Here is a 21,452-nt window from a genome sequence, read left to right on the forward strand (position 1 = left end):
CCCTGATCGGACGCTCATAGTGCAAGGACCCCTCAGCCGGTCAGCGCCGTCCGCAGCCGCTCCGGGTCGGTCGTCGGAGCGTCGCAGGTGAAGTTGCGGCAGACGTACGCGGCCGGGTCGCCGCCGACGAGCGGACGCTCGGCGAGGAGCGGGAACTCGTCGCTGTCGGGGGTGCCGTAGGCGACGACGGCTCCGGGGGCGGTGCCCAGGAGGGCCGTACGGTGCAGAGTCTTCGTGGCGGGGTCGTCGAGCCCGGGGCCGACGACCGCGACCTCGCGCGGGCCGTCGAGGAGCGCCTCGGCGACGGCGAGACCCCAGCCGATGAACCGGGGCACCCGCGGCCCGAGCGCCTTGACCACGCCCAAAGCCCGCTCGGCGGCCGTGCGGTGCGGCTCCGAACCGGTCTGGGCAGCGTACGCCAGCAGGGCGCCCGCGGCGGCGGTCCAGCCGGACGGGGCCGCGTTGTCGGTCGGGTCCTGCGGTCGGCGGATCAGCTGCTCGGCGTCGGCGGCGGTGTCGTAGAGGGCACCGGACTCCGGGTCGGTGAACCGGGTGAGGACGTGGTCGAGGAGGAGCCCGGCGAACTCCAGCCAGACGCCCTCGCCGGTCACGGACGCGAGCGCGAGGAAGCCCTCGGCGACATCGGCGTAGTCCTCCAGCACCCCGGAGTTCGCCCCCGCGTGACCGTCCTTGCTGGTCCGGGTCAGGCGGGCCCGGTCGTCGAGGTGCAGGCGGACGAGCAGGTCGGCGGCGGCGACGGCGGCGTCGACCAGGTCGGGGCGGTCGAAGTAGGCGCCGGTCTCGGCGAGCGCGGCCACCGCCAGCCCGTTCCAGGCGGCGACGACCTTGTCGTCCCGGCCGGGCACGGGCCTGGACTCCCGTGCCTCGCTCAGCCGCCGCTTGATCGACTCGACCTTCTCGGCGTCGAGGAACTGCTCCTGCTGCGGGAGTTGCAGGACGGACGCGCCCTCCTCGAAGGTGCCCTCCTCGGTGACACCGAAGTACCGGGCGGCGAGCTCGGCGTCCTCCGGGCCCAGGACGTCGGCGAGTTGCGCCGGCGTCCACACGTAGTACGCGCCCTCGACGTGCCTGCCCGTGCCGTCGTCGCTGTCGGCGTCCAGCGCGGAGGCGAAGCCGCCCTCGGCGGTGCGCAGTTCCCGCACCATGAAGTCGGCGGTCTCCAGCGCGACGCGGCGCGCCAGATCGGAGCCGGTGGACCGCCACAGGTGGGCGTACACGCGGCACAGCAGCGCGTTGTCGTAGAGCATCTTCTCGAAGTGCGGCACCACCCAGTCCCGGTCCACGGAGTAGCGCGCGAAGCCGCCGGCGAGCTGGTCGTAGATCCCGCCGCGCGCCATCCGCTCGCAGGTGTCCTGCGCCATCTGCAACGCGCCCTCGGCGCCGGTGCGGGCGTGGTGGCGCAGCAGGAACTCGATCACCATGGACGGCGGGAACTTCGGCGCCCCGCCGAACCCGCCGCGCTGCGGGTCGTACTCCCGGGTCAGCCCGAGCAGCGCCTGCGCCGTCTCCTGGTCGCCGGGGGCCTGGGTGCCGCCGTAGGAGATCTCCCGCTGGGCCAGGTCACGGACGATCTTCCCGGCGACCTCGGCGACCTCGTCCCGCCGGTCGGTCCAGGCGTGGTGGACACCCTCCAGGACCTGTGCGAAGGAGGGCATGCCGTGCCGGGGCGCGGGCGGGAAGTAGGTGCCGAAGTAGAAGGGCTCGGCCTCCGGCGTGAGGAACACCGTCATGGGCCAGCCGCCCTGCCCGGTGGCCGCCTGCACGGCCTCCATGTACACGGCGTCGACGTCCGGGCGCTCCTCGCGGTCGACCTTGACGTTGACGAAGTGCTCGTTGAGGTACGCGGCCGTGGTGTCGTCCTCGAAGGACTCGTGCGCCATCACATGGCACCAGTGGCAGCTCGAATAACCGACGCTGAGCAGCACCGGCACGCCCCGCTCTCGGGCCTCCTCGAAGGCCTCTGCCGACCAGGGCCACCAGTCGACGGGGTTGTCGGCGTGCTGGAGGAGGTACGGGGACGTCTCATGGGCCAGTCGGTTCGGCATGGTGTCCATCCTGCCGCAGTACCCCGATCGCGGCCCGCCCGCACCCTCGCGTCAATCGGCCGTCGGCAGCACACTTGGCCGGGAAAGCTGTTGCTGCCGGAGGGGGACGGGACATGCGGGACGGCCATCGGGCGGACGCCGAGCGGCTGTTGGCGCGAGCGGTGGAGGAGGAGATGCGCCGCTCGGGCGGTCGCGGCGACGCCCAGGTGCTCATGTCACGGGCGCGCGGCGCGCTGGACACCATGGCGCAGACCGCCGCCGAGGAGTACGAGGCCTACACGCGCGCCCTCGACGAGGCGGAGGCCGGTCAGATCAGCTTCGGCCGGCGCTACGCCCGCGAGGGCGGGGGCACTCCGCTGCTGATCGCGGGGGTCGCGGCGGTCACGGCCGCGGTGGCCGACCTGGCCCTGGGCACCGGCACGGGCACCGCGCTGGGCGCGGGTGTGACCGTCGGGGTCGTCGGCGCGGCGGCCACCGTCGTCAAGGTGGCGGGCTCGCACCTGCCCGCCGCGCACCACCGCGCGGGCGCGGTCGGCCAGCCCGGCGGCCCGGAACAGCTGAGACTGCAGTGGCTGACGGCGCTGGAGGTACGCGGTATCCGCCCGTTCCTCGACCAGCAGCGGGTGATCAGCGCGTCCACCGGGCCGACGAAGGCCGGGCCGCGGCTGCGCAGCGTGGACAAGAGCGCGGCGGCCCGCAGCCGGAAGGTGCTGGAGCAGTCGTTCGGGCAACTCCCCGAGCCGAAGGGGGTGTTCGCGGGTCGTCGGCAGGAGCTGGCGCGGATCCGGCAGTGGGTGCAGGCGGCGCGCGCGAGCACGCGGACCCGGCCGACGGTGGTCCTACTGCACGGGGCTCCCGGCAGCGGCCGTACGACGCTGGCGGTGCGGGCGGCGCACGACCTGCGGGACCAGTTCCGCGGCGCGTGCGTGGTCGACCTGCGCGGGCACAGCACGGAGCCGCTGTCCACGCGGGACGCGCTGCTGCATCTGCTGAATCGCCTCGGCGCGCCACGCGAGCAGCTGCTGTTCCGTGAGCGGTCCTCCCCCGAGCAGCAGGTCAAGCGGCTGAGCGAGCTGTACCACCAGCACCTGACCGGTCTGCCAGTCACCGTGATCCTCGACGACGCCTTCGACGCCGAGCAGGTCCGCGCCCTGGTGCCGGAGCGCTCCGACAGCCTGGTCCTGGTCACCGCGCGCGCCCCGCTCGAACTGCCGGCCGACCTTGCGGCCTGGCTGCACGAGCTGCCGGTGGAGGCCCTGGACGCGGCGGGCGCCGAGGAACTCCTCGGCGCGGTCACGCAGGGCGACACGGGCCCGTACGACGCCGAGTCCGCCGACCGGATCCGCGAGCTGTGCGGCGGGCTGCCGCTGGCGCTGCGGGTCGCGGGCTCGTCCCTCGGCCCGCGCTCCCCGCGCGCCCTCGCCTCCGACCTGGACGCCTACGGCCCGGTGGAGCCGGTCGAGCGTGCCCTGTGGCTGCGCTACACCGACCAGTCCGACCCGGCGCGACGACTGCTGCGGCGCCTGGCGCTGGCGGGCCGGGCGTCGCTGGGCGCGGCCGCGGCGGCGGCCCTGCTCGGCACGGACCGGCCGGAGGCCACCCGGCACCTCGTGGCACTCGCCCGGGCGGGTCTGATCGACCACGTCCGCGGCGACCGCTACCGCCTGCACGACCTCGTGCGGGCCTTCGCCCGGGCCCGCCTCCTGGACGAGGAGGAGCCCGCCGAGCGCACGGCCGCGCAGGAACGGCTGATCGTCAGCTACGCCGAGCTCGCCGACTCCGTACTGCGCCTGGTCGACGGCAACATGTCGACCCGCTCGGACCGCTTCAGCCCGCACGGCTTCACCTCCCTGGACGAGGCGCTGCGCTGGCTGGACGACGAGTCGAGCTTCATCACGGCGGCGCTGCGGCACGCGGAGGGCGTCAACGAGGCGGCCGTGCTGAACCTGCTCGGCGCCCTGTGCGACTACTGCCTGTTGCGCGGCGACCTCTACCGGCTCGGCGAGATCAGCGAACTGGCCCAGGCCGTCGACCAGGGGCTGCTGCTGCGCTCCGTGCAGTGGCGCACCGGTATCGCGGCCCGGCAGCTCGGTGAGCTGGACAAGGCCCGCACCACGCTGACCTCGGTCGTCGACCTGTACATGCAGGCCCATCACGACGCGGGGGCGGCCCGCGCCCTGTGCTCGCTCGGGATCACCCTGCACCACCAGGGCAACCTCACCGAGGCGGCGGCGAAGCTGCGGGAGGCCCTGGAGCTCCAGGCGGCGCCCGAGCTGGCCACGGACCGCGCCTGGACGATGCACGCGCTGGCCGCGGTGGAGCGGGACCGGGGCCGGCCGGCCGAGGCCCTGGACCTCCTCGCCCGTTCCCTGGTCCTGCACCGCGAGGGCGGTTCGGTGCACGGCGAGGCCTGGGCGCACTTCCAGCTCGGTCAGCTCAACCTGCGCCGCGGTGACGTCGAGGAGGCGGAGAACGACCTGCGCCAGGCCCTCGACCTGTACCGCCGCACCCGCGACGCCCGCGGCGAGGCCTGGGCACTCACCCAGCTCGCCCGCGCCCGCCTGGTCGCCGGCGACCCGTCCCCGGCGGTGGACGGACTGCGCGGCGCGGCCGCCCGGCACCGCGACAACGAGGACGCGCGCGGCGAGGCCTGGACGGCGTACTACCTGGGGCAGGCCCTGGAGGAGACGGGCGACCTGGACCGCGCGGTCAGGGAACTCGAACGCTCCCGGACGATGTTCTCCCGCATCCGGGACGTCTACGGCCTGGCCTGCGCCCGCCACCACTCGGCGCGCGTCACCCGGGACCAGCGCGCCGCCCAGACGGGCTCCCTGCGCAACTCGGGCTTCGCCCGGCAGCTCCTGGTCGACGCCCGCGCCGACTTCCAGCGCATCGGCGTCGCCCACGGCGAGGCGTGGACCTGCCTGGAGCTGGCCGTCGTCGACGCGGGCAACGCCCGTACGCAGCAGGCACTCGCCCTGTGCGACGAGGCGGCGGCGCTCTTCACGTCGTACGGCGACGACCGCGGCGCGGACTGGGCCCGCTTCCTGCGCTGCACCCTGCTGCCCTACGCCGCTCCCGGCGGCGTCGAGATCGGTACCGCGGTGGCCCAGGAGGAGCTGACCGAGCTGTCCCGCGCGGCACATCCCCTGCGGGACGAGAAGCTCGACGACTACGTGGAGGCGTACCAGCTGTTGCTGGAACGCGGGGTGAGCCTGGAGGCGGGTTGGCAGGCCTGGCGACTGCGCATGGTGCCGGACCGGCATGCGCGCGAGGTCATGGGCGTGGCGGTCGCCGCCACGCCGTGACGGGCCGGGGCGGGCCGGGGCGGGCCGGGACAGCCTCCTCGGGCGCGGCGGGCACGGCGGGCGGCGGTGAACCGCCGCGCCGCGCTCGGCCTCAGCCCTGGGCCGACGAGGGCTTGCCGGTGCCCGGCGCCGACTTGCTCCCCTTGCCGGAGGCTTCCGCCCCCTCTTCCGGTGACTGCTCGAAGTCGACCTTGCCCATGTGCCGGTTCATGGACTTCATCAGGCCCCACACCGCCAGCGCCATCGCCGCGAAGACGATGAAGCCGAGGACGCCGGGGGTGACCTTGTTCTCGTCGACCTCCTTGGCGAGGGAGACGAGGTGCGGCACTGCCAGGCTCACGCTTGCACTCATGTCAGGCATTGTCGCGGATGCCCGCAAAGAGGTCGTCCTCGGGGAGGGAGGTATCGACGAGGGACTTCGCGAGCTCGTACTCCTCCGTCGGCCAGACCTCCTTCTGCAGCTCCATCGGCACCCGGAACCAGCCCCCGTCGGGGTCGATCTGTGTGGCGTGCGCGATCAGCGCCTTGTCACGGATCTCGAAGAAGTCCGCGCACGGGATGTGCGTGGTGAGCGTGCGCTCGGTGCGCTCGAACTCACTCCACCGCTTGAGCCACTCCCCGTACGGCGACTCCAGGCCGCGATCCAGCATCGCGTGGTGCAGCGCCTCGGTGCGGGGCCGGTTGAAGCCCTGGTTGTAGTACAGCTTCCGCGGCTGGTAGGCCGGGCCGAACTCGGCCTCCGGGTACTTCTCGGTGTCCGCCGCGCCCTCGAACGCCACCATCGAGATCTTGTGGGTCATGATGTGGTCGGGGTGCGGATAGCCGCCGTTCTCGTCGTAGGTGGTGATCACCTGGGGACGGAAGGAGCGGATCTTCTTCACCAGCTCACCGGCCGCCTTGTCGACGTCCTCCAGGGCGAAGCAGCCCTCGGGAAGCGGCGGGAGCGGGTCGCCCTCCGGCAGGCCGGAGTCGACGAAGCCGAGCCACTCCTGGCCGACGCCGAGGATCTCGCGCGCCTCGTCCATCTCCTTCCTGCGTACCTCGTGAATGTTCTCCTCGATGTACTTGTCCCCCTGGAGCTTGGGGTTGAGGATCGAGCCGCGCTCTCCCCCCGTGCAGGTCACGACCAGCACGTCCACCCCCTCGGACACGTACTTCGCCATGGTGGCCGCGCCCTTGCTCGACTCGTCGTCGGGGTGGGCGTGTACGGCCATCAGTCGCAGCTGGTCAGTCAAGACTCAATCCTCAGTCAAGTCGGCGCCCGGTGTGAACGGGTGCGATCGGCGCTTCTATAGTGACCGAATCGGGGGGCGAATAATTCCGGGGGCCGGATTCCGGCGGCCCACCGTCGGACAGGCGTCCGCCCCAGCCGAGAGGGACGATCATGACCACGGCGAGCACGCGCGTACCCGAGGGCCGTTACGGCCGCTCCTCGGACGAGCGCGCCGACCACAGACTCAAGATCGCCGCGGTCGTACTGGGCACGGTCCTGCTCGCCCTGATCGGTTATTTCGCCTACCACTACGTCGGTCAGAACAAGATCAGCGCCGAGGTCATCACGTTCAAGGCCTCCGGCACCGCGGTCGAGGTGCATCTGGAGGTCCGCAAGGACGCCGGCGCGAGCGGCTACTGCACGATCCGTTCGCAGGCCGAGAACGGCGCGGAGGTCGGCCGGGCGGACTTCCGGTTCTCCGGGCCGGACACCCGCATCGACAAGGTCGTGACGCTCCGTACCACGGCCGAGGGGACGACCGCCGAGCTGCTCGGCTGCCACGCCGACTGACGTCGTTCGGAATACGTAGGCGCTGACCTGCGTTGACGTAATTCTGGTGGCTTATGTCCTCCCCCTTCGCCCGCTGAATTGTTAGGCTCGTGGTTTCGCCCATCCCTGGAGGAACATGCTTCCGGGTAGGGCGACGCTTTTGTATTTCCCAGTACCGACGAGGAGCACCTGTGACCCAGACCAGCGAGTCCGTCACCTGGCTGACCCAGGAGGCGTACAACAAGCTCAAGGATGAGCTTGAGTACCTTACTGGTCCTGCGCGCACGGAGATCGCCGCCAAGATCGCGGCCGCGCGCGAGGAGGGCGACCTGCGCGAGAACGGCGGGTACCACGCGGCCAAGGAGGAGCAGGGCAAGCAGGAGCTCCGTGTGCGCCAGCTGACCCAGCTCCTCGAGAACGCCAAGGTGGGCGAGGCCCCGACCTCGACGGACGGTACGGTGGCGCCCGGCATGGTCGTCACGATCGCCTTCGACGGTGACGAGGACGACACCCTGTCCTTCCTGCTCGCCTCGCGCGAGTACGCGAGCTCCGACATCGAGACCTACTCGCCGCAGTCCCCGCTGGGCACCGGCGTGATCGGCCACAAGGTCGGCGAGGACGCGGAGTACGAGCTGCCGAACGGCAAGAAGGCCTCGGTGCGGATCCTCAAGGCGGAGCCGTACAGCGGCTGAGCCCCGCGCGTTGCCCGCATGACCCTGACGGCCCCCGGCGCCCCTGCGGCGCCGGGGGCTTCGTCATGCCCTGCGGGCGCGTCAGGCCGCCGCCGACCGGTACTTGCGTACCGCCAGGGTCCGGAATATGACGACGATCAGGATCGAGTAGATCAGCGAGGCCCAGACGGGGTGCTGCATGGGCCAGGCGTCCGAGTGCGAGACCCCGGGGTTGCCGAACAGCTCGCGGCAGGCCTGGACGGTGGCGCTGAAGGGGTTCCAGTCGGCGACGTGCCGAAGCCAGGGCGTCATCCGGCCGGAGTCCACGAACGCGATCGAGATGAACGTGACGGGGAAGAGCCAGACCAGCCCGCCCGAGGTGGCCGCCTCCGGCGTCCGCACGGAGAGGCCGATCAGGGCGCCGACCCAGGTGAAGGCGTATCCCAGCAGAAGCAGCAGACCGAAGGCGCCGAGCACCTCGCCCAGGCTGGTGTGGGTGCGCCAGCCGACCAGCAGGGCGACCACGGCCAGCACGAGCAGCGTCAGCGCCGTCTGCACCAGGTCGGCGAGGGTGCGCCCGGTCAGGACCGCGCCGCGCGCCATGGGCAGCGAGCGGAACCGGTCGATCAGTCCCTTGTGCATGTCGTCGGCGATGCCCGCGCCGGCGCCCGCGGTGGCGAACGTGACGGTCTGCGCGAAGATCCCCGCCATGAGGAACTCGCGGTAGACGCCGGGGTCGGTGGTGCCGCCGATGTTCATGGAGCCGCCGAACACGTACGAGAAGAGCACCACGAACATGATGGGCTGGATCAGCCCGAAAATGATCATTTCCGGAATTCTGGACATCCGGATCAGGTTGCGTTTGGCCACGACCAGGGAGTCGCGGACGGACTGGATGACCGGGTTGGCCGGCGGTGCGACCCGCACGGTGTCGGTGACGGCGCTCATCGGACGGCCTCCTTGCCGTTCTCGTTCTCCGTCTCGGCGACATGGCCCGTCAGGGACAGGAACACGTCGTCCAGGGTCGGGCGGCGCAGCCCGATGTCGTCGATCTCGATACCGCGGGCGTCCAGTTCCCGGATCACCTCGGCGAGGATCTTGGCCCCGCCGCTGACGGGCACGGTGAGCTTGCGGGTGTGCTCCTCGACGGTGGTGTCCCCCTTGCCGAAGCCGCGCAGGACCTCCGAAGCCGTCTGTATGCGCTCGCGCTCGTGGACGACGACCTCGACGCGCTCGCCGCCGGTGCGGGCCTTGAGTTCGTCGGAGGTGCCGCGCGCGATGACACGGCCCTGGTCGACCACGGCGATGTCGTGCGCAAGGTGGTCGGCCTCTTCGAGGTACTGCGTGGTCAGCAGCAGGGTCGTACCGCCGGAGACCAGTCGCTTGATGACCTCCCACAGCATCTGCCGGTTGCGCGGGTCGAGGCCGGTGGTCGGCTCGTCCATGAACATCACGGGCGGGGAGACGACCAGCGCCGCCGCCAGGTCGAGCCGGCGGCGCATGCCTCCGGAGTAGGTCTTGGTGGGGCGGTCGGCGGCGTCCGCGAGGTCGAACTGCTCGAGCAGTTCGACGGCCCGGGCCTTGGCCGCCTTCGCCTTCATCTGGTACAGCTGTCCGACCATCTGGAGGTTCTCGCGGCCGGTCAGATACTCGTCGACGGCGGCGAACTGGCCGGACAGGCCGATCGAGCGCCGTACCTCGTTCGGGTGCTCGAGCACGTCGACGCCGGCGACGACGGCCCTGCCGCTGTCGGGTCGCAGCAGGGTCGTCAGACAGCGGACAGCCGTGGTCTTGCCCGCGCCGTTCGGCCCGAGCAGACCCAGGACGGTGCCCTCGGGGACATCGAGGTCGACGCCGTCCAGAGCCCTTACGTCGCCGAAGGTCTTCACCAGACCTTCGGCGACGATGGCGCCTGGCATATGAGTCTCCACGTCATCGGGGATTTCTTCTCATCGGTGATTTCTGCGGTGAGCGGGATGCTTGGAAAGCCTGGTTCGCGACACACCATAACGCGATGTATCGCGTCTCTCAATGCACAGGACCGACCAACGCCCGATCGAGTGACAAGAGGCCCCTGACCTCAGCCGATGACCGTGTAGCCCGCCTCGCGCAAGGACTGCTCGACCTCGGCGCAGTGCGCCGGCCCCTTCGTCTCCAGGTGCAGCTCGACCTCCGCCTCCGTGAGCCCGAGCCGCGGGTGGGTCCGGACATGGCTCACGTCGAGGACATTAGCGTCGACCACTGACAACACACCCAGCAGTGCCGCGAGAGCGCCCGGCCGGTCGGTCAGCCGGACCCGGACGGCCAGGTAACGGCCCTGCGCCGACATGCCGTGCCGCAGGAGACGCTGGAGCAGCAGCGGGTCGACGTTGCCGCCGGACAGCACCGCCACGACCGGCCCCTCGAAGGCGCCGGGGTCGCTCAGCAGCGCCGCGACCGGGCTCGCCCCGGCCGGCTCCACGACCAGCTTGGCGCGCTCCATGCAGTACAGCAGCGCGGTGGACAGCTCGTCCTCCGTCACCGTGCGGACCTCGTCCACCAGATCCCCGACGATCCCGAACGGCACGTCGCCGGGCCGCCCCACCTTGATGCCGTCGGCCATCGTCGCCGGGTGCTCGATCGCCAGCGGACGCCCCGCCGCCAGCGAGGGCGGGTACGCGGCCGCACCGGCCGCCTGCACGCCGACGATCCGTACGTCGGGGCGCAGCGCCTTCACCGCCACCGCGATACCGGCCGCCAGGCCCCCGCCGCCGATCCCGACGACGATCGTGCGCACCTCCGGGCGCTGCTCCAGGATCTCCAGGCCCACCGTGCCCTGGCCCGCGATGACGTCGGCGTGGTCGAAGGGGTGGATGAACACCGCGCCCGTCTCGGCCGCGTACTCCTGCGCGGCGGCCAGCGTCTCGTCGACCACCTGGCCGTGCAGGCGCACCTCGGCGCCGTACTCCCGTGTGGCGCTGATCTTCGGCAGCGGGGCGCCCCTCGGCATGAACACCGTGGAGTGCACGCCCAGCAGCGAGGACGCGAGGGCGACGCCCTGCGCGTGGTTGCCCGCACTCGCGGCGACGACCCCGGCGGCCCGCTCCTCCGGCAGCAGTCCGGCGATACGGACGTACGCGCCGCGCAGCTTGAACGACCCCGTCCGCTGGAGGTTCTCGCACTTGAGGTGCACCGGCGCGCCCACCAGCTGCGACAGCCGCCTGCTGCCCTCCATCCCGGTCACCCGCGCCACCCCCGCGAGCATCTTCTGGGCGCCGCGCACATCGTCGAGAGTGACGGGACGCAAGGAGTCAGCGGTGCTGTGGCTCATGACTCAAGCATCGCAGTTCACAGGCGCCGGCCGCGGTTGTGACCAACCACCGAGACCGGTTTGCGCAGCGCCCGTACGGCCTGCCTTCCGGCCGCGTAACCTGTCCCCAACTCCAGCACTCTTCATGAAGTGAGCCCCTGGCCATGCCGACAACACCTGAAATGTCGATGGACATGACGACCTTTGGTGACACCGGTCTCCTCGACACGCTGCAGCACGAGGTGGCGGTCTTCGCGCGCCGTGCCGAACAGACCCGGCTCGGCGGCGTAGGGCAGGTGCGCAACTCCATGGACCGCGCCGCGTACCTCCTGCTCAACCGGCTCGACAAGGAGGGGCCGATGGGTGTGAAGGCGCTCGCCGCGAGCATGGGCATCGACTCCTCGACGGTCACCCGGCAGGTGGCCCCTCTCGTCGACACCGGCCTGGTCAAGCGCACCTCGCACCCCGAGGACGGGCGGGCGGTGGTCCTTCAGCTGTCCCCGCGCGGGCTCTCGCGGCTCGAGGAGGTGCGCTCCTCCCGGCGTCAGCTGATGGCCGAGCTGACGCAGGACTGGGCGCCCGAGGAGCGCGAGGCGTTCTGCACGCTGTTGACGCGCTTCAACACCGCGCTGTCCGCCCGGATGGCGGCCCAGGGGCTGCCGGGGGCGGAGCCGCCGTCCGCGTCCTGAGCCCGGGCGCCCGTCCGATCCCGGGCGCATCCCACGTGTGCGCGGCCCTTGACCGGCGGGCCGACCCTGACCTCATATGAGACACGTATGGCCCGGGTGCCAGCACCGGGTTCCTCGGGGTCGTCGTCAGGCGGGAGGCGTGATGGGACAACGGCAGGCGGCCCAGAGCGCCCGCCGGGCCAGGGAGTTCGAGGCGTTCGTCGCCGGTGCGGCGGGGCGGCTGCTGCACACGGCGACGCTGCTCACCGCGGAGACGCCGGACGACAACCCGCGCGCGCGGCGCCTGCTGACACTGGCCCTCGCCCACACGTACGCGTGCTGGGACCGGCTGCGCGGCGAGGATCCCTACGACCTCGCCCGCCAGTATCTGGCCGCCCGCTTCGCACGCGGCGCCTGGCACCAGCACGGCGCCTTCCCCCGTGCCCGCCCGCACGCCGCCGGCACCCTGGCCCGGCTCGCCCCGCAGGAGCGTCTGGTCCTGGTCCTGCGGCTGTACGAAGGGGTCGCCGAGGAGCAGGTGGCGGCGCTGCTCGGCCTGCCCACGGAGCGCGTCCACGCGATCTGCGACCGGGCGACGGCCACACTGCTGTATCCGCCCCGACAGCCGACGGCGGCGGTGGGGGCGAAGGTGGCGCCGTCGTGAACCGGGCCGAGCGGGAGACGGCCGTACGGCGGATCATGGAGCGCACGCCGGCGCGGGTGCCGCCGGAGCTGCACGCGGACGTTCTGCGCACCGGCGGGCGGATGCTGCGGCGCAGGGTCCTCGCCCGCCGCCTGATGTGGCTGTTGCTGTTCGCGGCGACGGTGGCGTTCGTGGTGTGGGCGCTGACGGCCCGCCCCTGGGTGGAGCCGCCGTCGGAGACGACTCCACCGCTCACGGGCTGGTGAACCCCTCGACAGCAGGGGCTCGGGAACTCAGCCGAGGGCCTGCTGAAGGTCCTCCAGCAGGTCTTCCACGTTCTCGATGCCCACGGAGAGGCGTACGAGGTCGGCGGGGACCTCGAGGGCGGAACCGGCCACGGACGCGTGCGTCATGCGCCCCGGGTGCTCGATCAGCGACTCCACGCCGCCCAGGGACTCGCCCAGCGTGAAGATCTTGGCCCGGTTGCAGACCTCGACGGCCGCCTCCTCGCCCCCGGTGACCCGGAAGGAGACCATGCCGCCGAACGCCTTCATCTGCTTGGCGGCGACCTCGTGACCGGGGTGCTCCGGCAGCCCCGGGTACAGGACGCTCGTCACGCGCGCGTGCCGGGTGAGCATGTCGGCGATCTTGGTGGCGTTCTCGCTGTGCCGGTCCATGCGCACCGACAGCGTCTTGGCGCCGCGCAGCACCAGCCAGGAGTCGAAGGGCCCGGCGACCGCGCCCATCGCGTTCTGGTGGAACGCCAGCTCCTCACCCAGCTCCTGGTCGCCGACGACCAGCGCGCCGCCGACGACGTCGGAGTGGCCGCCCATGTACTTGGTCAGGGAGTGCACCACGACGTCCGCGCCCAGCGACAGCGGCTGCTGCAGGTACGGCGTGGCGAAGGTGTTGTCGACGACCAGCTTGGCGCCCGCGTCCCGGGCGATCTGGGCGACGGCGGCGATGTCGGTGATGCCGAGCAGCGGGTTGGAGGGGGTCTCCACCCATACGACCTTGGTCTTCGGCGTGATGGCGGCCCGGACGGCGGCGGGGTCGCTGGTGTCGGCGACCGACCACTCCACGCCCCAGCGGGCGACGACCTTCGCGAAGAGGCGGAACGTGCCGCCGTAGGCGTCGTTGGGGATGACCACGTGGTCACCGGGGCTGAGCAGCGTGCGCAGCAGGCAGTCCTCGGCCGCCAGTCCGGACGCGAACGCGAGGCCGCGGCGACCGCCCTCGAGGGCGGCGAGGTTCTCTTCCAGGGCGGTCCTGGTCGGGTTGGCGCTGCGGCTGTACTCGTAGCCGCCGCGCAGGCCGCCGACGCCGTCCTGCTTGTAGGTCGAGACCTGGTAGATCGGCGGGACGACCGCGCCGGTGAGGGGATCCGCGGTGTTGCCGGCGTGGATCGCGAGGGTCTCGAAGTGCTGACTGATGTGCCTGTCGCTCATGGGCACCGAGGGTAGTGCGCCTTTGCCCCGTGCGACTTCTCCGCGCGTTTTCCACAGCCGGTTTTCCACAGGCCGCCGATCAGGTTGGCCAATTGTCCGGGGCGTCTGGAACCCTTGGGACATGGAGATTCTGTGGGTCCTGATGGCCCTGGTCATGATCGGTTTCGTGCTGCTGCCGGTCATGAGGCGCAGGCGCGGCATGATCGAGCAGGTCCCGCCGGGACACCCGGACGCGGCGGACCCGGCGAACTACGGGTTCGTGCGCCAGGAGGAGCTGGACATCCGTATGCCCGGCCCCGACCAGGACCTTCTCGACGTCCTGGACCTGGTGCAGCGCACCCAGGACTACAAGGCGGCCGCCCAGCTCCTGGCCGGCACGGAGACCGAGGGCGAGCTGCGCTGGCAGCGGGTCCAGGCCTTCGCCGGTGCCGCCGCGCTGGAGCTGCAGCAGCGGCCCGGTGGGGTGAGCGAGGCGCCGGGCGGGCAGTGGCTGCGGGTGTGGCGGGCCGAGGCGCCCAAGGACGCGGGCGGGGCCGCGGTGCACGCCGAGTTCCTGGTGCAGCAGGCGTGGCGCACGGCGACGCCGGGCACCGACGCGTTCCGGATCATCATGGAGGAGGCGCGGGACGCCTGCGGGCAGGCTGCTCTGCTGTCCCCCGGGGATCCGATCCCGTACATCGTCGAGCTGTCGGTGGCCCGGGGGCTGGCGTACTCGCAGTCGGAGTTCGAGCAGCTCTGGCTGAAGATCCTGGACCGCGCGCCGGCGCACATGGGCGCGCACCTGGCGGCGCTGCACTACTGGTGCGAGAAGTGGCACGGCTCGCGCGAGCTGGCGTACTCCTTCGCGGAGGCCGCGGCGGCGCGGGCTCCGCACGGCTCCCTGCTGGCGGCGATGCCGTTGTTCGCGGTCTTCGAGCACCTTCCCGAGGTGAACCTGGTCTCCGGCTTCTACCGGAGCGAGGTCGTGTCCAAGGCGATCCACGGCGCGCTGCACGCGGCGCACTCGGCGCGTTCGGACGACCCGATGCTGGCGCACGTACGGCATCTGCTGGTGTTCTTCCTGGTCCGTGCCGAGCGCTGGTCGGAGGCCATGAACCAGCTGATACACGTCGACGGCCACGTGGGCGCCCTGCCGTGGACCCTGTCCACCGACCCGGCCGCGGAGTTCGCCGTCTACCGCGCGCTGGCGGTGGCGGGTTTCGAGGCGAACGGCGGCAGCCCGGCGACGCTGCCGCACTGACCGTCCGGGGAGCGGCGGTCTCCCGGGCCAGCGGGCCGGAATGCGCGGACGTCTCCGGACGTTGACGCATCCGGAGCCTCGATCGAAGTGGAGACCGCATGTTTCTGCACAGCCGTACCCCCCAGCTGCCCACGCCCGACCAGGCTCTGCGTGGTCGCCCCGAGCCGGTGTTCTCGGTCCCCGACCGCCACACGGTCCTGGGCAACCCCCTCCTCGGCCCCTACCCCGAGGGCCTGGAGGTGGCAGACTTCGGCCTGGGCTGTTTCTGGGGCGCCGAGCGCAAGTTCTGGCAGCTCCCGGCGGGCGTGTGGACGACCCTGGTCGGCTACCAGGGCGGCTACACCGAGCACCCCACGTACGAGGAGGTCTGTTCCGGCCTGACCGGCCACACGGAGGCCGTCCGCGTGGTCTACGACCCGAAGCTGATCTCGTACGAGCGCCTGCTGAAGACCTTCTGGGAGAACCACGACCCCACGCAGGGCTTCCGCCAGGGCAACGACGTGGGCACCCAGTACCGCTCCGCGATCTACACCCACTCCCCCGCCCAGGCAGCCACCGCCGAGTCCTCCCGCACGGCCTACCAGCAGGTCCTCACCTCCTCGGGCCACGGCACCATCACCACCGAGATCCTCCCCGCCGACGGCCGCACCTTCTACCCGGCCGAGGCCTACCACCAGCAGTACCTCGACAAGAACCCGGCGGGCTACTGCGGCATCGGCGGCACGGGCGTGTCCTGCCCGATCGGCGTGGCGAAGACAGAGGGCTGACCCGAGGCCGTCGGCGGCCGGTTCCCGCAGGTCCTCTCGGGAGCCGCCGCGGGGCAGGCTCGCGGGTACAGGCGCCAGGCCTTGATCCAGAAGCCGGAAATTCGGTTGCCTCTCGTCGTTCGGAGGGGCTGGATGAGGGCATGGCTGACATTCAGGGCTCGTACGACGGTTTGTTCGCCGCGGTGCCCAACGCGCTGTCCGCGTTCCTGGACGAGGGGGACGTGGGCGGCTCGGTGGCGGTGTTCGTGGGTGGGGAACCGGTCGTGGACGTGTGGGGTGGGTTCGCCGACGCGGGGCGCACGGTGCCGTGGCAGCGGGACACGATCGTCAACGTCTGGTCCGTCACGAAGACGATGACGGCGCTGTGCGCGCTGGTGCTGGCCGATCGGGGCGAGCTCGATCCGGCCGCGCCGGTCGCCCGGTACTGGCCGGAGTTCGCGGCGGCGGGCAAGGAGGGCGTGCTGGTGCGGCACCTGCTCTCGCACACCGCCGGGCTGCCCGACTGGGAGGGGCCGGTGGACGAGATCTACGACTGGCCGTCCGCCACGGCGCGGCTGGCCGCTCAGGCGCCCCAGTGGGAGCCGGGCACCGCGGCCGGGTACCACTCGCTCACCCAGGGATTCCTGGTGGGCGAGGTCGTACGCCGGATCACGGGTCGGAGCGTGGGCGCGTTCTTCGCCGACGAGGTGGCCGGACCGCTGGGCGCGGACTTCCACATCGGGCTGTCGGCCGAACACGACCACCGGGTGGCACCGGCGGTCCCGCCCCCGTCCCGGGACGAGGACTACACCGCGGGCGCGGCCGGCAGCGAGACGGCCCCCGCCTCACCGGCCTCGCCCACCACCCCCACCAGCATCCGCGTCCGCGACGGCAACAGCCTGGCCTGGCGCCGGGCCCAGATCCCCGCGGCGAGCGGGTTCGGCAACGCCCGTTCGGTCGCCCTCGTGCAGTCGGTGATGGCCTGCGGCGGATCCGTGGGCGGCGTACGGCTGCTGTCGCGGGCGGGTTGTGAGCGTGCGTGGGAGGAGCAGTTCAGCGGCGAGGACCGCGTCCTGGGCATGCCGATCAGCTGGGGCCTGGGCTACGGCCGGTTCGGCGGCACCTACGGCTGGGGCGGTTGGGGTGGCTCGACGGTCATGATCGAACCCGAGTCGCGGGTGACGGTGGCGTACGTGACGAACCAAATGCGCGAACCCGCCCAGGACAGTCGCGGCATAGAGCTCCTGATGGCCGCCTACGACGGGGTCAAAGCGCTCCAGGCATGACGTGCACGCAGCGCGTGAGGTGCGTGCGGCGCGGGGCCGCGACCGGATGACGCGCTCGAGTCGCGGCCCCCCGCTCACCGTGTCAGCCTGCATTCATGATCAGTGCGTCAGCTGTACGGCTCGAGGCATCGGTGGATCCCCGGCTGTCCCGGTGGATGTGGCTGGTGAAGTGGCTGCTCGCGATCCCGCACTACATCGTGCTGTTCTTCCTGTGGATCGCGTTCGTCGTCGTGACCGTGATCGCGTTCTTCGCCATCCTCTTCACCGGCCGGTATCCCCGCTCGCTCTTCGACTTCAGTGTCGGTGTACTGAGGTGGAACTGGCGGGTCGGTTATTACGCCCACACCGCCCTCGGCACCGACCAGTACCCGCCGTTCACCCTCGCGGACGTGCCGGACTACCCGGCGCGTTTCGACGTGGCCTATCCCGAGCGGCTCTCCCGCGGGCTCGTCCTGGTGAAGTGGTGGCTGCTGGTGATTCCGCAGTACGTCGTCGTCGGGATCTTCCTCGGCAACTGGGGGTGGGGAGGAGAGAGCGATCGCTGGGCCGGCGGCCTGATTCCCTTCCTCTCTCTCGTCGCAGTGATCATCCTGGCGTTCACCGCCCACTATCCGATGTACCTGTTCGACTTCCTGATCGGTCTGGCACGCTGGGTCGCGCGGGTGGCCGCCTACGCCGCGCTGCTGACGGACCAGTACCCGCCGTTCCGTCTCGACATGGGCGGTCGGCCCTCCCCGGAGTCCACCCCGCTGACGAAGAACCCGTAGCACCGGCACCCCAGCCCGAACCACCCCGCGCGGCGGACCGGTACGACTTGCGTACCAATAGGGTGACCCCCATGTCTGCCCCGTTGAGTGCCACGAGAGCCAGAGCCGCGCTGCGTACGTCGGCGCGTATATCCGTGGACCTCCTGCTGGTTCTCGTGATGCTCGCGGCAACGCTGTGGCTGCTGGGCCGGATGTGGTCGGTCGTCTGGCCGCTCGTCGTGGGCCTGCTCCTCACCACGCTGACCTGGCCCGCGGCCCGTTTCCTACGCCGTCGCGGCTGGCCGCCCGCCCTGGCCGCGTCAGCGGTCACCGTGCTGTTCCTCCTGCTCGCCGTCGGTGTCGTGGCGCTGATCGCGGTGCCGGTGGCGTCCCAGTCGGGCGAGCTGACCGACGGGGTGGTCGAGGGCATCCAGAAGCTGCGCGAATGGGCCGCGGGGCCGCCGTTGAACATCGGCGACGACCAGATCACCAAGGCCATGGACACGGCGGTCGCCCGCGCCCAGGACGGCGTCGGCAGCATGGTCACCGCTGTCGTCACGGGAGTGAGCACGGTGGTCAACGGCTTGATCACGGCCGTCCTGGCGCTGTTCCTGATGTTCTTCTTCCTCAAGGACGGACCGCGGTTCCTGCCGTGGCTGGCCCGCCAGTTGCCCGGCCGCCTCGCCACCGACGTCCCGACCGTGGCCGCACGCGGCTGGGACACGCTGGGCGCGTTCGTACGTTCCCAGGCGGCCGTCGGGCTGCTCGACGCCGTCGCGATCGGCCTCGGCCTGTGGATCGTGGGGGTGCCGCTGGTGCTTCCGCTGGCGGTACTGACCTTCGTCTCCGCGTTCGTCCCCATCATCGGCGCCCTGTTCGCCGGTTTCGTCGCGGTGCTCATCGCGCTGGTCTCGAACGGCCTCACCGACGCGCTGATCGTGCTGGCCATCATCGTCGTCGTGCAGCAACTCGAGGGCAACGTGTTCCAGCCCATCCTCCAGAGCCGGGGTCTCGGCCTCCACGCGGCGGTGGTCCTGCTGGCGGTGACGCTGGGCGGCAGCCTGGCCGGCATCGTGGGCAGCCTGCTCGCGGTACCGGTCGCGGCGTTGATCGCCGTAGTCTGGAACTACGTACGTGAACAACTGACCGACCCGCCTGGGGAGTTGGAGCCCTCCACCGCTACGGACCCGGCGACGGGTGGCTCATGACGCCTGGCAGGCCGTTCTCGTAGGGAGGCCGGCAGAACCTGGGGGGAGCATGGAAAGACCGGACGACCGCATCGCATCCGCCCTGCGCTTCGCCTCGGAACTCGTCGCCTGGGTGGCCACGCCGTGGGCCCTGTCCGCGTACTCGTGGGTCCTCGCCGTATCGGCGGTGGTCGTACCGATCCGGCCATGGGGACCAGTGGAACAGCCAGTATCGGTGAGATTGATCATGAACGGTGAGGGCTGATCGTTTAGCACAGGCCGACCGCTTGCGACGGGTGTTCGGTGAAAGATCCGCGATGGTTGGCGGCGGGTGGTTACGTCCGCTGCATGCCAGTCGGGACGAGGATGTCGCCCGGCTGTCCCCGCTCAAGCACCGGAACCTGAATTGCCTTGGCCGCTACAGCTTCACGGCCTCGGCCCCGGCCGCCGGTGTCCTGCGGCCGTTGCGCGACCCGGGTGCCGTCAACCTCGACGATGACGACGATGGAGAGGACTGAGCCAGCCCGTGACCGGTCAGTCCTGTGTACTGCCGCAGTGGAATGGCGTGGTATCGGTCCTTCGGCGGCTCGTACACGAGACATGAGCGACGGGGGGCACTTCCGGCTTCACCATGGGGGCCGGGGACGCCATCAGCGAGGCAGGGTGACGAGCCCCGTCTCATAGGCGGTGATGACGAGCTGGACCCGGTCCCGGGCGCCCAGTTTGGTGAGCAGCCGTGAAACGTGTGACTTGGCGGTGGCCACCGTGATGAAGAGGTCCTCGGCGATCTCGGTGTTCGACCTGCCGCGTCCGATCAAGGTCAGTACTTCCCGTTCCCGCTCGGTGATGCCCTCGACCGGCCCTGGGGAGCGCTCCGGGACAGCTGCGGGCCGCCTGATGAAGTCCGCGATCAGACGGCGCGTCACACCCGGCGCGATCAGCGCGTCACCAGAGGCGACCACGCGGATCGCCGCGAGGATGTCGTCCAGCGCCATGTCTTTTACCACGAAGCCGCTCGCGCCGGCCCGGAGCGCGCCGTAGACATGGTCGTCCTCGTCGAAGGTGGTCAGGACGAGGACGCGTGTGGTTGCCGAACCGGCGGTGATCAGGCGGGTGGCCTCGATCCCATCCATGCCGGGCATCCGGATGTCCATGACCACGACGTCGGGGCTGACATCCCTGACCAGTTGGACGGCCTCAGCGCCAGTGGCGGCTTCACCGACGACCTCCATATCGGGGCAATCGGCCATGATCACGCGTAGACCGGACCGAACCAACGGCTGGTCGTCGGCGAGCACCACACGGACGGTCATCGGGCCTCCACCGGAACTTCGACGGACGCGGGCAGCGGCAGCCGGGCCGCCACCCGGAAGCCGCCCTCAGCGCGCGGCCCGGCGCTGAGGTGACCGTCCAGCAGACCGACTCGTTCCCGCATCCCGATGAGGCCGAAGCCGTGGGCCGAGCCGTCCTCGGTGACGCCGCGCCCGTTGTCGACGACCTCCACGGACAGCTCCTCGCCTCTGTAGTCGATGATCACCCGGCAACGCTCGGTGCCCGCGTGTCGGACCACGTTGGTCAGCGCCTCCTGCACGATGCGGTAGGCGGACAGGTCGATGTCGGCCGGCACGGGACGCTGCTCCCCGGTGCAGCGCACGTCGACGCGTACCCCTGCGCCCGCGGTCGCTGCCGCCAACCGTTCGATGTCCGCCAGCCCCGGCGTGGGTGCGAGCGGTGACTGCTCCGAGGCGGTCGTGCCCCGGTCGGCCTGACGGAGCGACACCAGCGTGCGCCGAAGGCCCGACAGGGTCTCTCTGCTGGTGGCCTCGATGGCGCGCAGGGCATCGCGCGCCTCGGCCGGCTGGGTGTGGATGACCCGGCTGCCCATACCGGCCTGGATCGCGATGATGCCGATGCTGTGAGCGACCATGTCATGCAACTCCCTTGCGATCAGCAGCCGTTCGGCAGTCACTGCCTCGGCCACCTCCTGCGCCCGCAGCGCCACCCCGTGCTCTCGACGCTCGCGGCTCAGCAGACCGGCCATGCAGGATGCGGCCAACGCCGGAAGGGCGACAACCCCGTTGACGGCCAGACTGTCCCCGTGCGCGAAGCCGCCGATCACCAGGAGTTGCACCGTGAAAGACACGGCCACAGCAACAGTCGAAGCGCGCCGTGTGCAAGTGGCGACGATGAAGCCCAGCACGAGGTCCACCGCCAGATACGACAGGAACTGGCCCTGATATGACGCCGCCCGGCTCTCATGGGCGGAACTCGGAGGGCCCACCACCACAGCCGTGGATCCGAAGAGTGCCATTGCCAGAGCCAGCAGCGGCATCCGGCGCACCACACCGACGAGCAGGCTCACGGCCAGCAGCGCCCCGACACCGTGGACCGT

General features: G+C 71.2%; 21 protein-coding genes. 12 read left to right on the plus strand and 9 right to left on the minus strand.

Annotated features, from left to right (window positions below; genetic code table 11):
• Positions 1 to 32: 32 nt before the first annotated feature.
• Positions 33 to 2,066 (minus strand): thioredoxin domain-containing protein, encoded by a 2,034-nt coding sequence (locus ACGFNV_RS09125; RefSeq protein WP_393620725.1) that lies wholly within the window; start codon positions 2,064 to 2,066, stop codon positions 33 to 35.
• A gap of 113 nt (positions 2,067 to 2,179) precedes the next feature.
• Here ACGFNV_RS09125 and ACGFNV_RS09130 point away from each other — a divergent pair, with 113 nt between their 5' ends.
• Complete coding sequence (locus ACGFNV_RS09130; RefSeq protein ID WP_393620727.1) at positions 2,180 to 5,374, plus strand: tetratricopeptide repeat protein; 3,195 nt, start codon at positions 2,180 to 2,182, stop codon at positions 5,372 to 5,374.
• Between the two features lie 91 nt (positions 5,375 to 5,465).
• Here the strand turns inward: ACGFNV_RS09130 and ACGFNV_RS09135 are convergent, their stop codons facing one another.
• Together ACGFNV_RS09135 and mca are read right to left on the minus strand one after the other, a co-directional pair.
• Complete coding sequence (locus ACGFNV_RS09135) at positions 5,466 to 5,735, minus strand: hypothetical protein (protein WP_393620729.1); 270 nt, start codon at positions 5,733 to 5,735, stop codon at positions 5,466 to 5,468.
• Positions 5,728 to 6,588 carry a mycothiol conjugate amidase Mca gene (gene mca / locus ACGFNV_RS09140; protein WP_393621472.1) on the minus strand — a complete coding sequence of 287 codons (861 nt, stop codon included), beginning with the start codon at positions 6,586 to 6,588 and terminating at the stop codon, positions 5,728 to 5,730. The genes ACGFNV_RS09135 and mca overlap by 8 nt, the downstream gene beginning before the upstream one ends.
• Positions 6,589 to 6,758: 170 nt before the next feature.
• On the opposite strand from mca, the gene ACGFNV_RS09145 reads away from it, so the two are divergent.
• Positions 6,759 to 7,157 carry a DUF4307 domain-containing protein gene (locus tag ACGFNV_RS09145; protein ID WP_393620730.1) on the plus strand — a complete coding sequence of 133 codons (399 nt, stop codon included), beginning with the start codon at positions 6,759 to 6,761 and terminating at the stop codon, positions 7,155 to 7,157.
• A gap of 170 nt (positions 7,158 to 7,327) precedes the next feature.
• A complete protein-coding gene (greA, locus tag ACGFNV_RS09150) occupies positions 7,328 to 7,828 on the plus strand; it encodes a transcription elongation factor GreA (RefSeq protein WP_393620732.1) in 501 nt (166 codons plus the stop codon).
• A gap of 81 nt (positions 7,829 to 7,909) precedes the next feature.
• Here greA and ACGFNV_RS09155 read toward each other — a convergent pair whose 3' ends face one another.
• The 3 genes from ACGFNV_RS09155 to ilvA all read right to left on the minus strand — a co-directional run bounded on the left by ACGFNV_RS09155 (position 7,910) and on the right by ilvA (position 11,117).
• Positions 7,910 to 8,755, minus strand: coding sequence for an ABC transporter permease (locus ACGFNV_RS09155; RefSeq protein ID WP_393620734.1), 846 nt, complete (start codon positions 8,753 to 8,755; stop codon positions 7,910 to 7,912).
• Positions 8,752 to 9,726, minus strand: coding sequence for an ATP-binding cassette domain-containing protein (locus ACGFNV_RS09160; RefSeq protein WP_393620736.1), 975 nt, complete (start codon positions 9,724 to 9,726; stop codon positions 8,752 to 8,754). Before ACGFNV_RS09160 ends, ACGFNV_RS09155 begins: the two co-directional genes overlap by 4 nt.
• 161 nt (positions 9,727 to 9,887) lie before the next feature.
• A complete protein-coding gene (gene ilvA / locus ACGFNV_RS09165) occupies positions 9,888 to 11,117 on the minus strand; it encodes a threonine ammonia-lyase (protein ID WP_393620738.1) in 1,230 nt (409 codons plus the stop codon).
• Between the two features lie 161 nt (positions 11,118 to 11,278).
• On the opposite strand from ilvA, the gene ACGFNV_RS09170 reads away from it, so the two are divergent.
• The 3 genes from ACGFNV_RS09170 to ACGFNV_RS09180 all read left to right on the plus strand — a co-directional run bounded on the left by ACGFNV_RS09170 (position 11,279) and on the right by ACGFNV_RS09180 (position 12,673).
• The gene (locus ACGFNV_RS09170) at positions 11,279 to 11,785 is read left to right on the plus strand and encodes a MarR family transcriptional regulator (protein WP_133927406.1); all 507 of its coding nucleotides are present in this window, start codon (positions 11,279 to 11,281) and stop codon (positions 11,783 to 11,785) included.
• A 142-nt stretch (positions 11,786 to 11,927) separates the two neighbouring features.
• Complete coding sequence (locus ACGFNV_RS09175) at positions 11,928 to 12,428, plus strand: sigma factor-like helix-turn-helix DNA-binding protein (protein ID WP_393620740.1); 501 nt, start codon at positions 11,928 to 11,930, stop codon at positions 12,426 to 12,428.
• Entirely contained in the window at positions 12,425 to 12,673 is a 249-nt protein-coding gene (locus ACGFNV_RS09180; RefSeq protein WP_393620741.1) for a hypothetical protein, read from the plus strand. Before ACGFNV_RS09175 ends, ACGFNV_RS09180 begins: the two co-directional genes overlap by 4 nt.
• Positions 12,674 to 12,700: 27 nt before the next feature.
• On the opposite strand, the gene ACGFNV_RS09185 is transcribed toward ACGFNV_RS09180, so the two are convergent.
• Positions 12,701 to 13,855 (minus strand): cystathionine gamma-synthase, encoded by a 1,155-nt coding sequence (locus ACGFNV_RS09185; RefSeq protein WP_393620742.1) that lies wholly within the window; start codon positions 13,853 to 13,855, stop codon positions 12,701 to 12,703.
• 121 nt (positions 13,856 to 13,976) lie between these two features.
• On the opposite strand from ACGFNV_RS09185, the gene ACGFNV_RS09190 reads away from it, so the two are divergent.
• From ACGFNV_RS09190 to ACGFNV_RS09215, 6 genes are all read left to right on the plus strand, one after another.
• Complete coding sequence (locus ACGFNV_RS09190) at positions 13,977 to 15,095, plus strand: hypothetical protein (RefSeq protein ID WP_393620743.1); 1,119 nt, start codon at positions 13,977 to 13,979, stop codon at positions 15,093 to 15,095.
• A gap of 98 nt (positions 15,096 to 15,193) precedes the next feature.
• Positions 15,194 to 15,862 carry a peptide-methionine (S)-S-oxide reductase MsrA gene (gene msrA / locus ACGFNV_RS09195; RefSeq protein WP_393620744.1) on the plus strand — a complete coding sequence of 223 codons (669 nt, stop codon included), beginning with the start codon at positions 15,194 to 15,196 and terminating at the stop codon, positions 15,860 to 15,862.
• 140 nt (positions 15,863 to 16,002) lie between these two features.
• On the plus strand, positions 16,003 to 17,127 hold the full coding sequence (locus tag ACGFNV_RS09200; protein ID WP_393620745.1) for a serine hydrolase domain-containing protein: 1,125 nt from the start codon (positions 16,003 to 16,005) through the stop codon (positions 17,125 to 17,127).
• A gap of 95 nt (positions 17,128 to 17,222) precedes the next feature.
• Positions 17,223 to 17,894 carry a DUF4389 domain-containing protein gene (locus ACGFNV_RS09205; protein WP_393620746.1) on the plus strand — a complete coding sequence of 224 codons (672 nt, stop codon included), beginning with the start codon at positions 17,223 to 17,225 and terminating at the stop codon, positions 17,892 to 17,894.
• Positions 17,895 to 17,965: 71 nt separating this feature from the next.
• Positions 17,966 to 19,081, plus strand: a complete 1,116-nt coding sequence (locus tag ACGFNV_RS09210; protein ID WP_393620748.1) for an AI-2E family transporter — start codon at positions 17,966 to 17,968, stop codon at positions 19,079 to 19,081.
• Between the two features lie 49 nt (positions 19,082 to 19,130).
• The gene (locus ACGFNV_RS09215) at positions 19,131 to 19,325 is read left to right on the plus strand and encodes a hypothetical protein (protein WP_393620749.1); all 195 of its coding nucleotides are present in this window, start codon (positions 19,131 to 19,133) and stop codon (positions 19,323 to 19,325) included.
• Between the two features lie 385 nt (positions 19,326 to 19,710).
• On the opposite strand, the gene ACGFNV_RS09220 is transcribed toward ACGFNV_RS09215, so the two are convergent.
• Positions 19,711 to 20,373 (minus strand): response regulator, encoded by a 663-nt coding sequence (locus ACGFNV_RS09220; RefSeq protein ID WP_393620750.1) that lies wholly within the window; start codon positions 20,371 to 20,373, stop codon positions 19,711 to 19,713.
• Entirely contained in the window at positions 20,370 to 21,422 is a 1,053-nt protein-coding gene (locus ACGFNV_RS09225) for a sensor histidine kinase (RefSeq protein ID WP_393620751.1), read from the minus strand. The genes ACGFNV_RS09220 and ACGFNV_RS09225 overlap by 4 nt, the downstream gene beginning before the upstream one ends.
• Positions 21,423 to 21,452 lie beyond the last annotated feature (30 nt).

The organism is Streptomyces sp. NPDC048751 (assembly GCF_043198595.1).
In the GTDB taxonomy this organism is placed as follows: domain Bacteria; phylum Actinomycetota; class Actinomycetes; order Streptomycetales; family Streptomycetaceae; genus Streptomyces.

What these genes read in the sequence shown, in the direction of transcription:
- ACGFNV_RS09125 (WP_393620725.1), bottom strand. Translation starts at nt 2,066, where the DNA reads ATGCCGAACCGACTGGCCCATGAGACGTCCCCGTACCTCCTCCAGCAC.
- ACGFNV_RS09130 (WP_393620727.1), top strand. Translation starts at nt 2,180, where the DNA reads ATGCGGGACGGCCATCGGGCGGACGCCGAGCGGCTGTTGGCGCGAGCG.
- ACGFNV_RS09135 (WP_393620729.1), bottom strand. Translation starts at nt 5,735, where the DNA reads ATGCCTGACATGAGTGCAAGCGTGAGCCTGGCAGTGCCGCACCTCGTC.
- mca (WP_393621472.1), bottom strand. Translation starts at nt 6,588, where the DNA reads ATGGCCGTACACGCCCACCCCGACGACGAGTCGAGCAAGGGCGCGGCC.
- ACGFNV_RS09145 (WP_393620730.1), top strand. Translation starts at nt 6,759, where the DNA reads ATGACCACGGCGAGCACGCGCGTACCCGAGGGCCGTTACGGCCGCTCC.
- ACGFNV_RS09155 (WP_393620734.1), bottom strand. Translation starts at nt 8,755, where the DNA reads ATGAGCGCCGTCACCGACACCGTGCGGGTCGCACCGCCGGCCAACCCG.
- ACGFNV_RS09160 (WP_393620736.1), bottom strand. Translation starts at nt 9,726, where the DNA reads ATGCCAGGCGCCATCGTCGCCGAAGGTCTGGTGAAGACCTTCGGCGAC.
- ilvA (WP_393620738.1), bottom strand. Translation starts at nt 11,117, where the DNA reads ATGAGCCACAGCACCGCTGACTCCTTGCGTCCCGTCACTCTCGACGAT.
- ACGFNV_RS09170 (WP_133927406.1), top strand. Translation starts at nt 11,279, where the DNA reads ATGTCGATGGACATGACGACCTTTGGTGACACCGGTCTCCTCGACACG.
- ACGFNV_RS09175 (WP_393620740.1), top strand. Translation starts at nt 11,928, where the DNA reads ATGGGACAACGGCAGGCGGCCCAGAGCGCCCGCCGGGCCAGGGAGTTC.
- ACGFNV_RS09185 (WP_393620742.1), bottom strand. Translation starts at nt 13,855, where the DNA reads ATGAGCGACAGGCACATCAGTCAGCACTTCGAGACCCTCGCGATCCAC.
- ACGFNV_RS09190 (WP_393620743.1), top strand. Translation starts at nt 13,977, where the DNA reads ATGGAGATTCTGTGGGTCCTGATGGCCCTGGTCATGATCGGTTTCGTG.
- msrA (WP_393620744.1), top strand. Translation starts at nt 15,194, where the DNA reads ATGTTTCTGCACAGCCGTACCCCCCAGCTGCCCACGCCCGACCAGGCT.
- ACGFNV_RS09200 (WP_393620745.1), top strand. Translation starts at nt 16,003, where the DNA reads ATGGCTGACATTCAGGGCTCGTACGACGGTTTGTTCGCCGCGGTGCCC.
- ACGFNV_RS09205 (WP_393620746.1), top strand. Translation starts at nt 17,223, where the DNA reads ATGATCAGTGCGTCAGCTGTACGGCTCGAGGCATCGGTGGATCCCCGG.
- ACGFNV_RS09210 (WP_393620748.1), top strand. Translation starts at nt 17,966, where the DNA reads ATGTCTGCCCCGTTGAGTGCCACGAGAGCCAGAGCCGCGCTGCGTACG.
- ACGFNV_RS09215 (WP_393620749.1), top strand. Translation starts at nt 19,131, where the DNA reads ATGGAAAGACCGGACGACCGCATCGCATCCGCCCTGCGCTTCGCCTCG.
- ACGFNV_RS09220 (WP_393620750.1), bottom strand. Translation starts at nt 20,373, where the DNA reads ATGACCGTCCGTGTGGTGCTCGCCGACGACCAGCCGTTGGTTCGGTCC.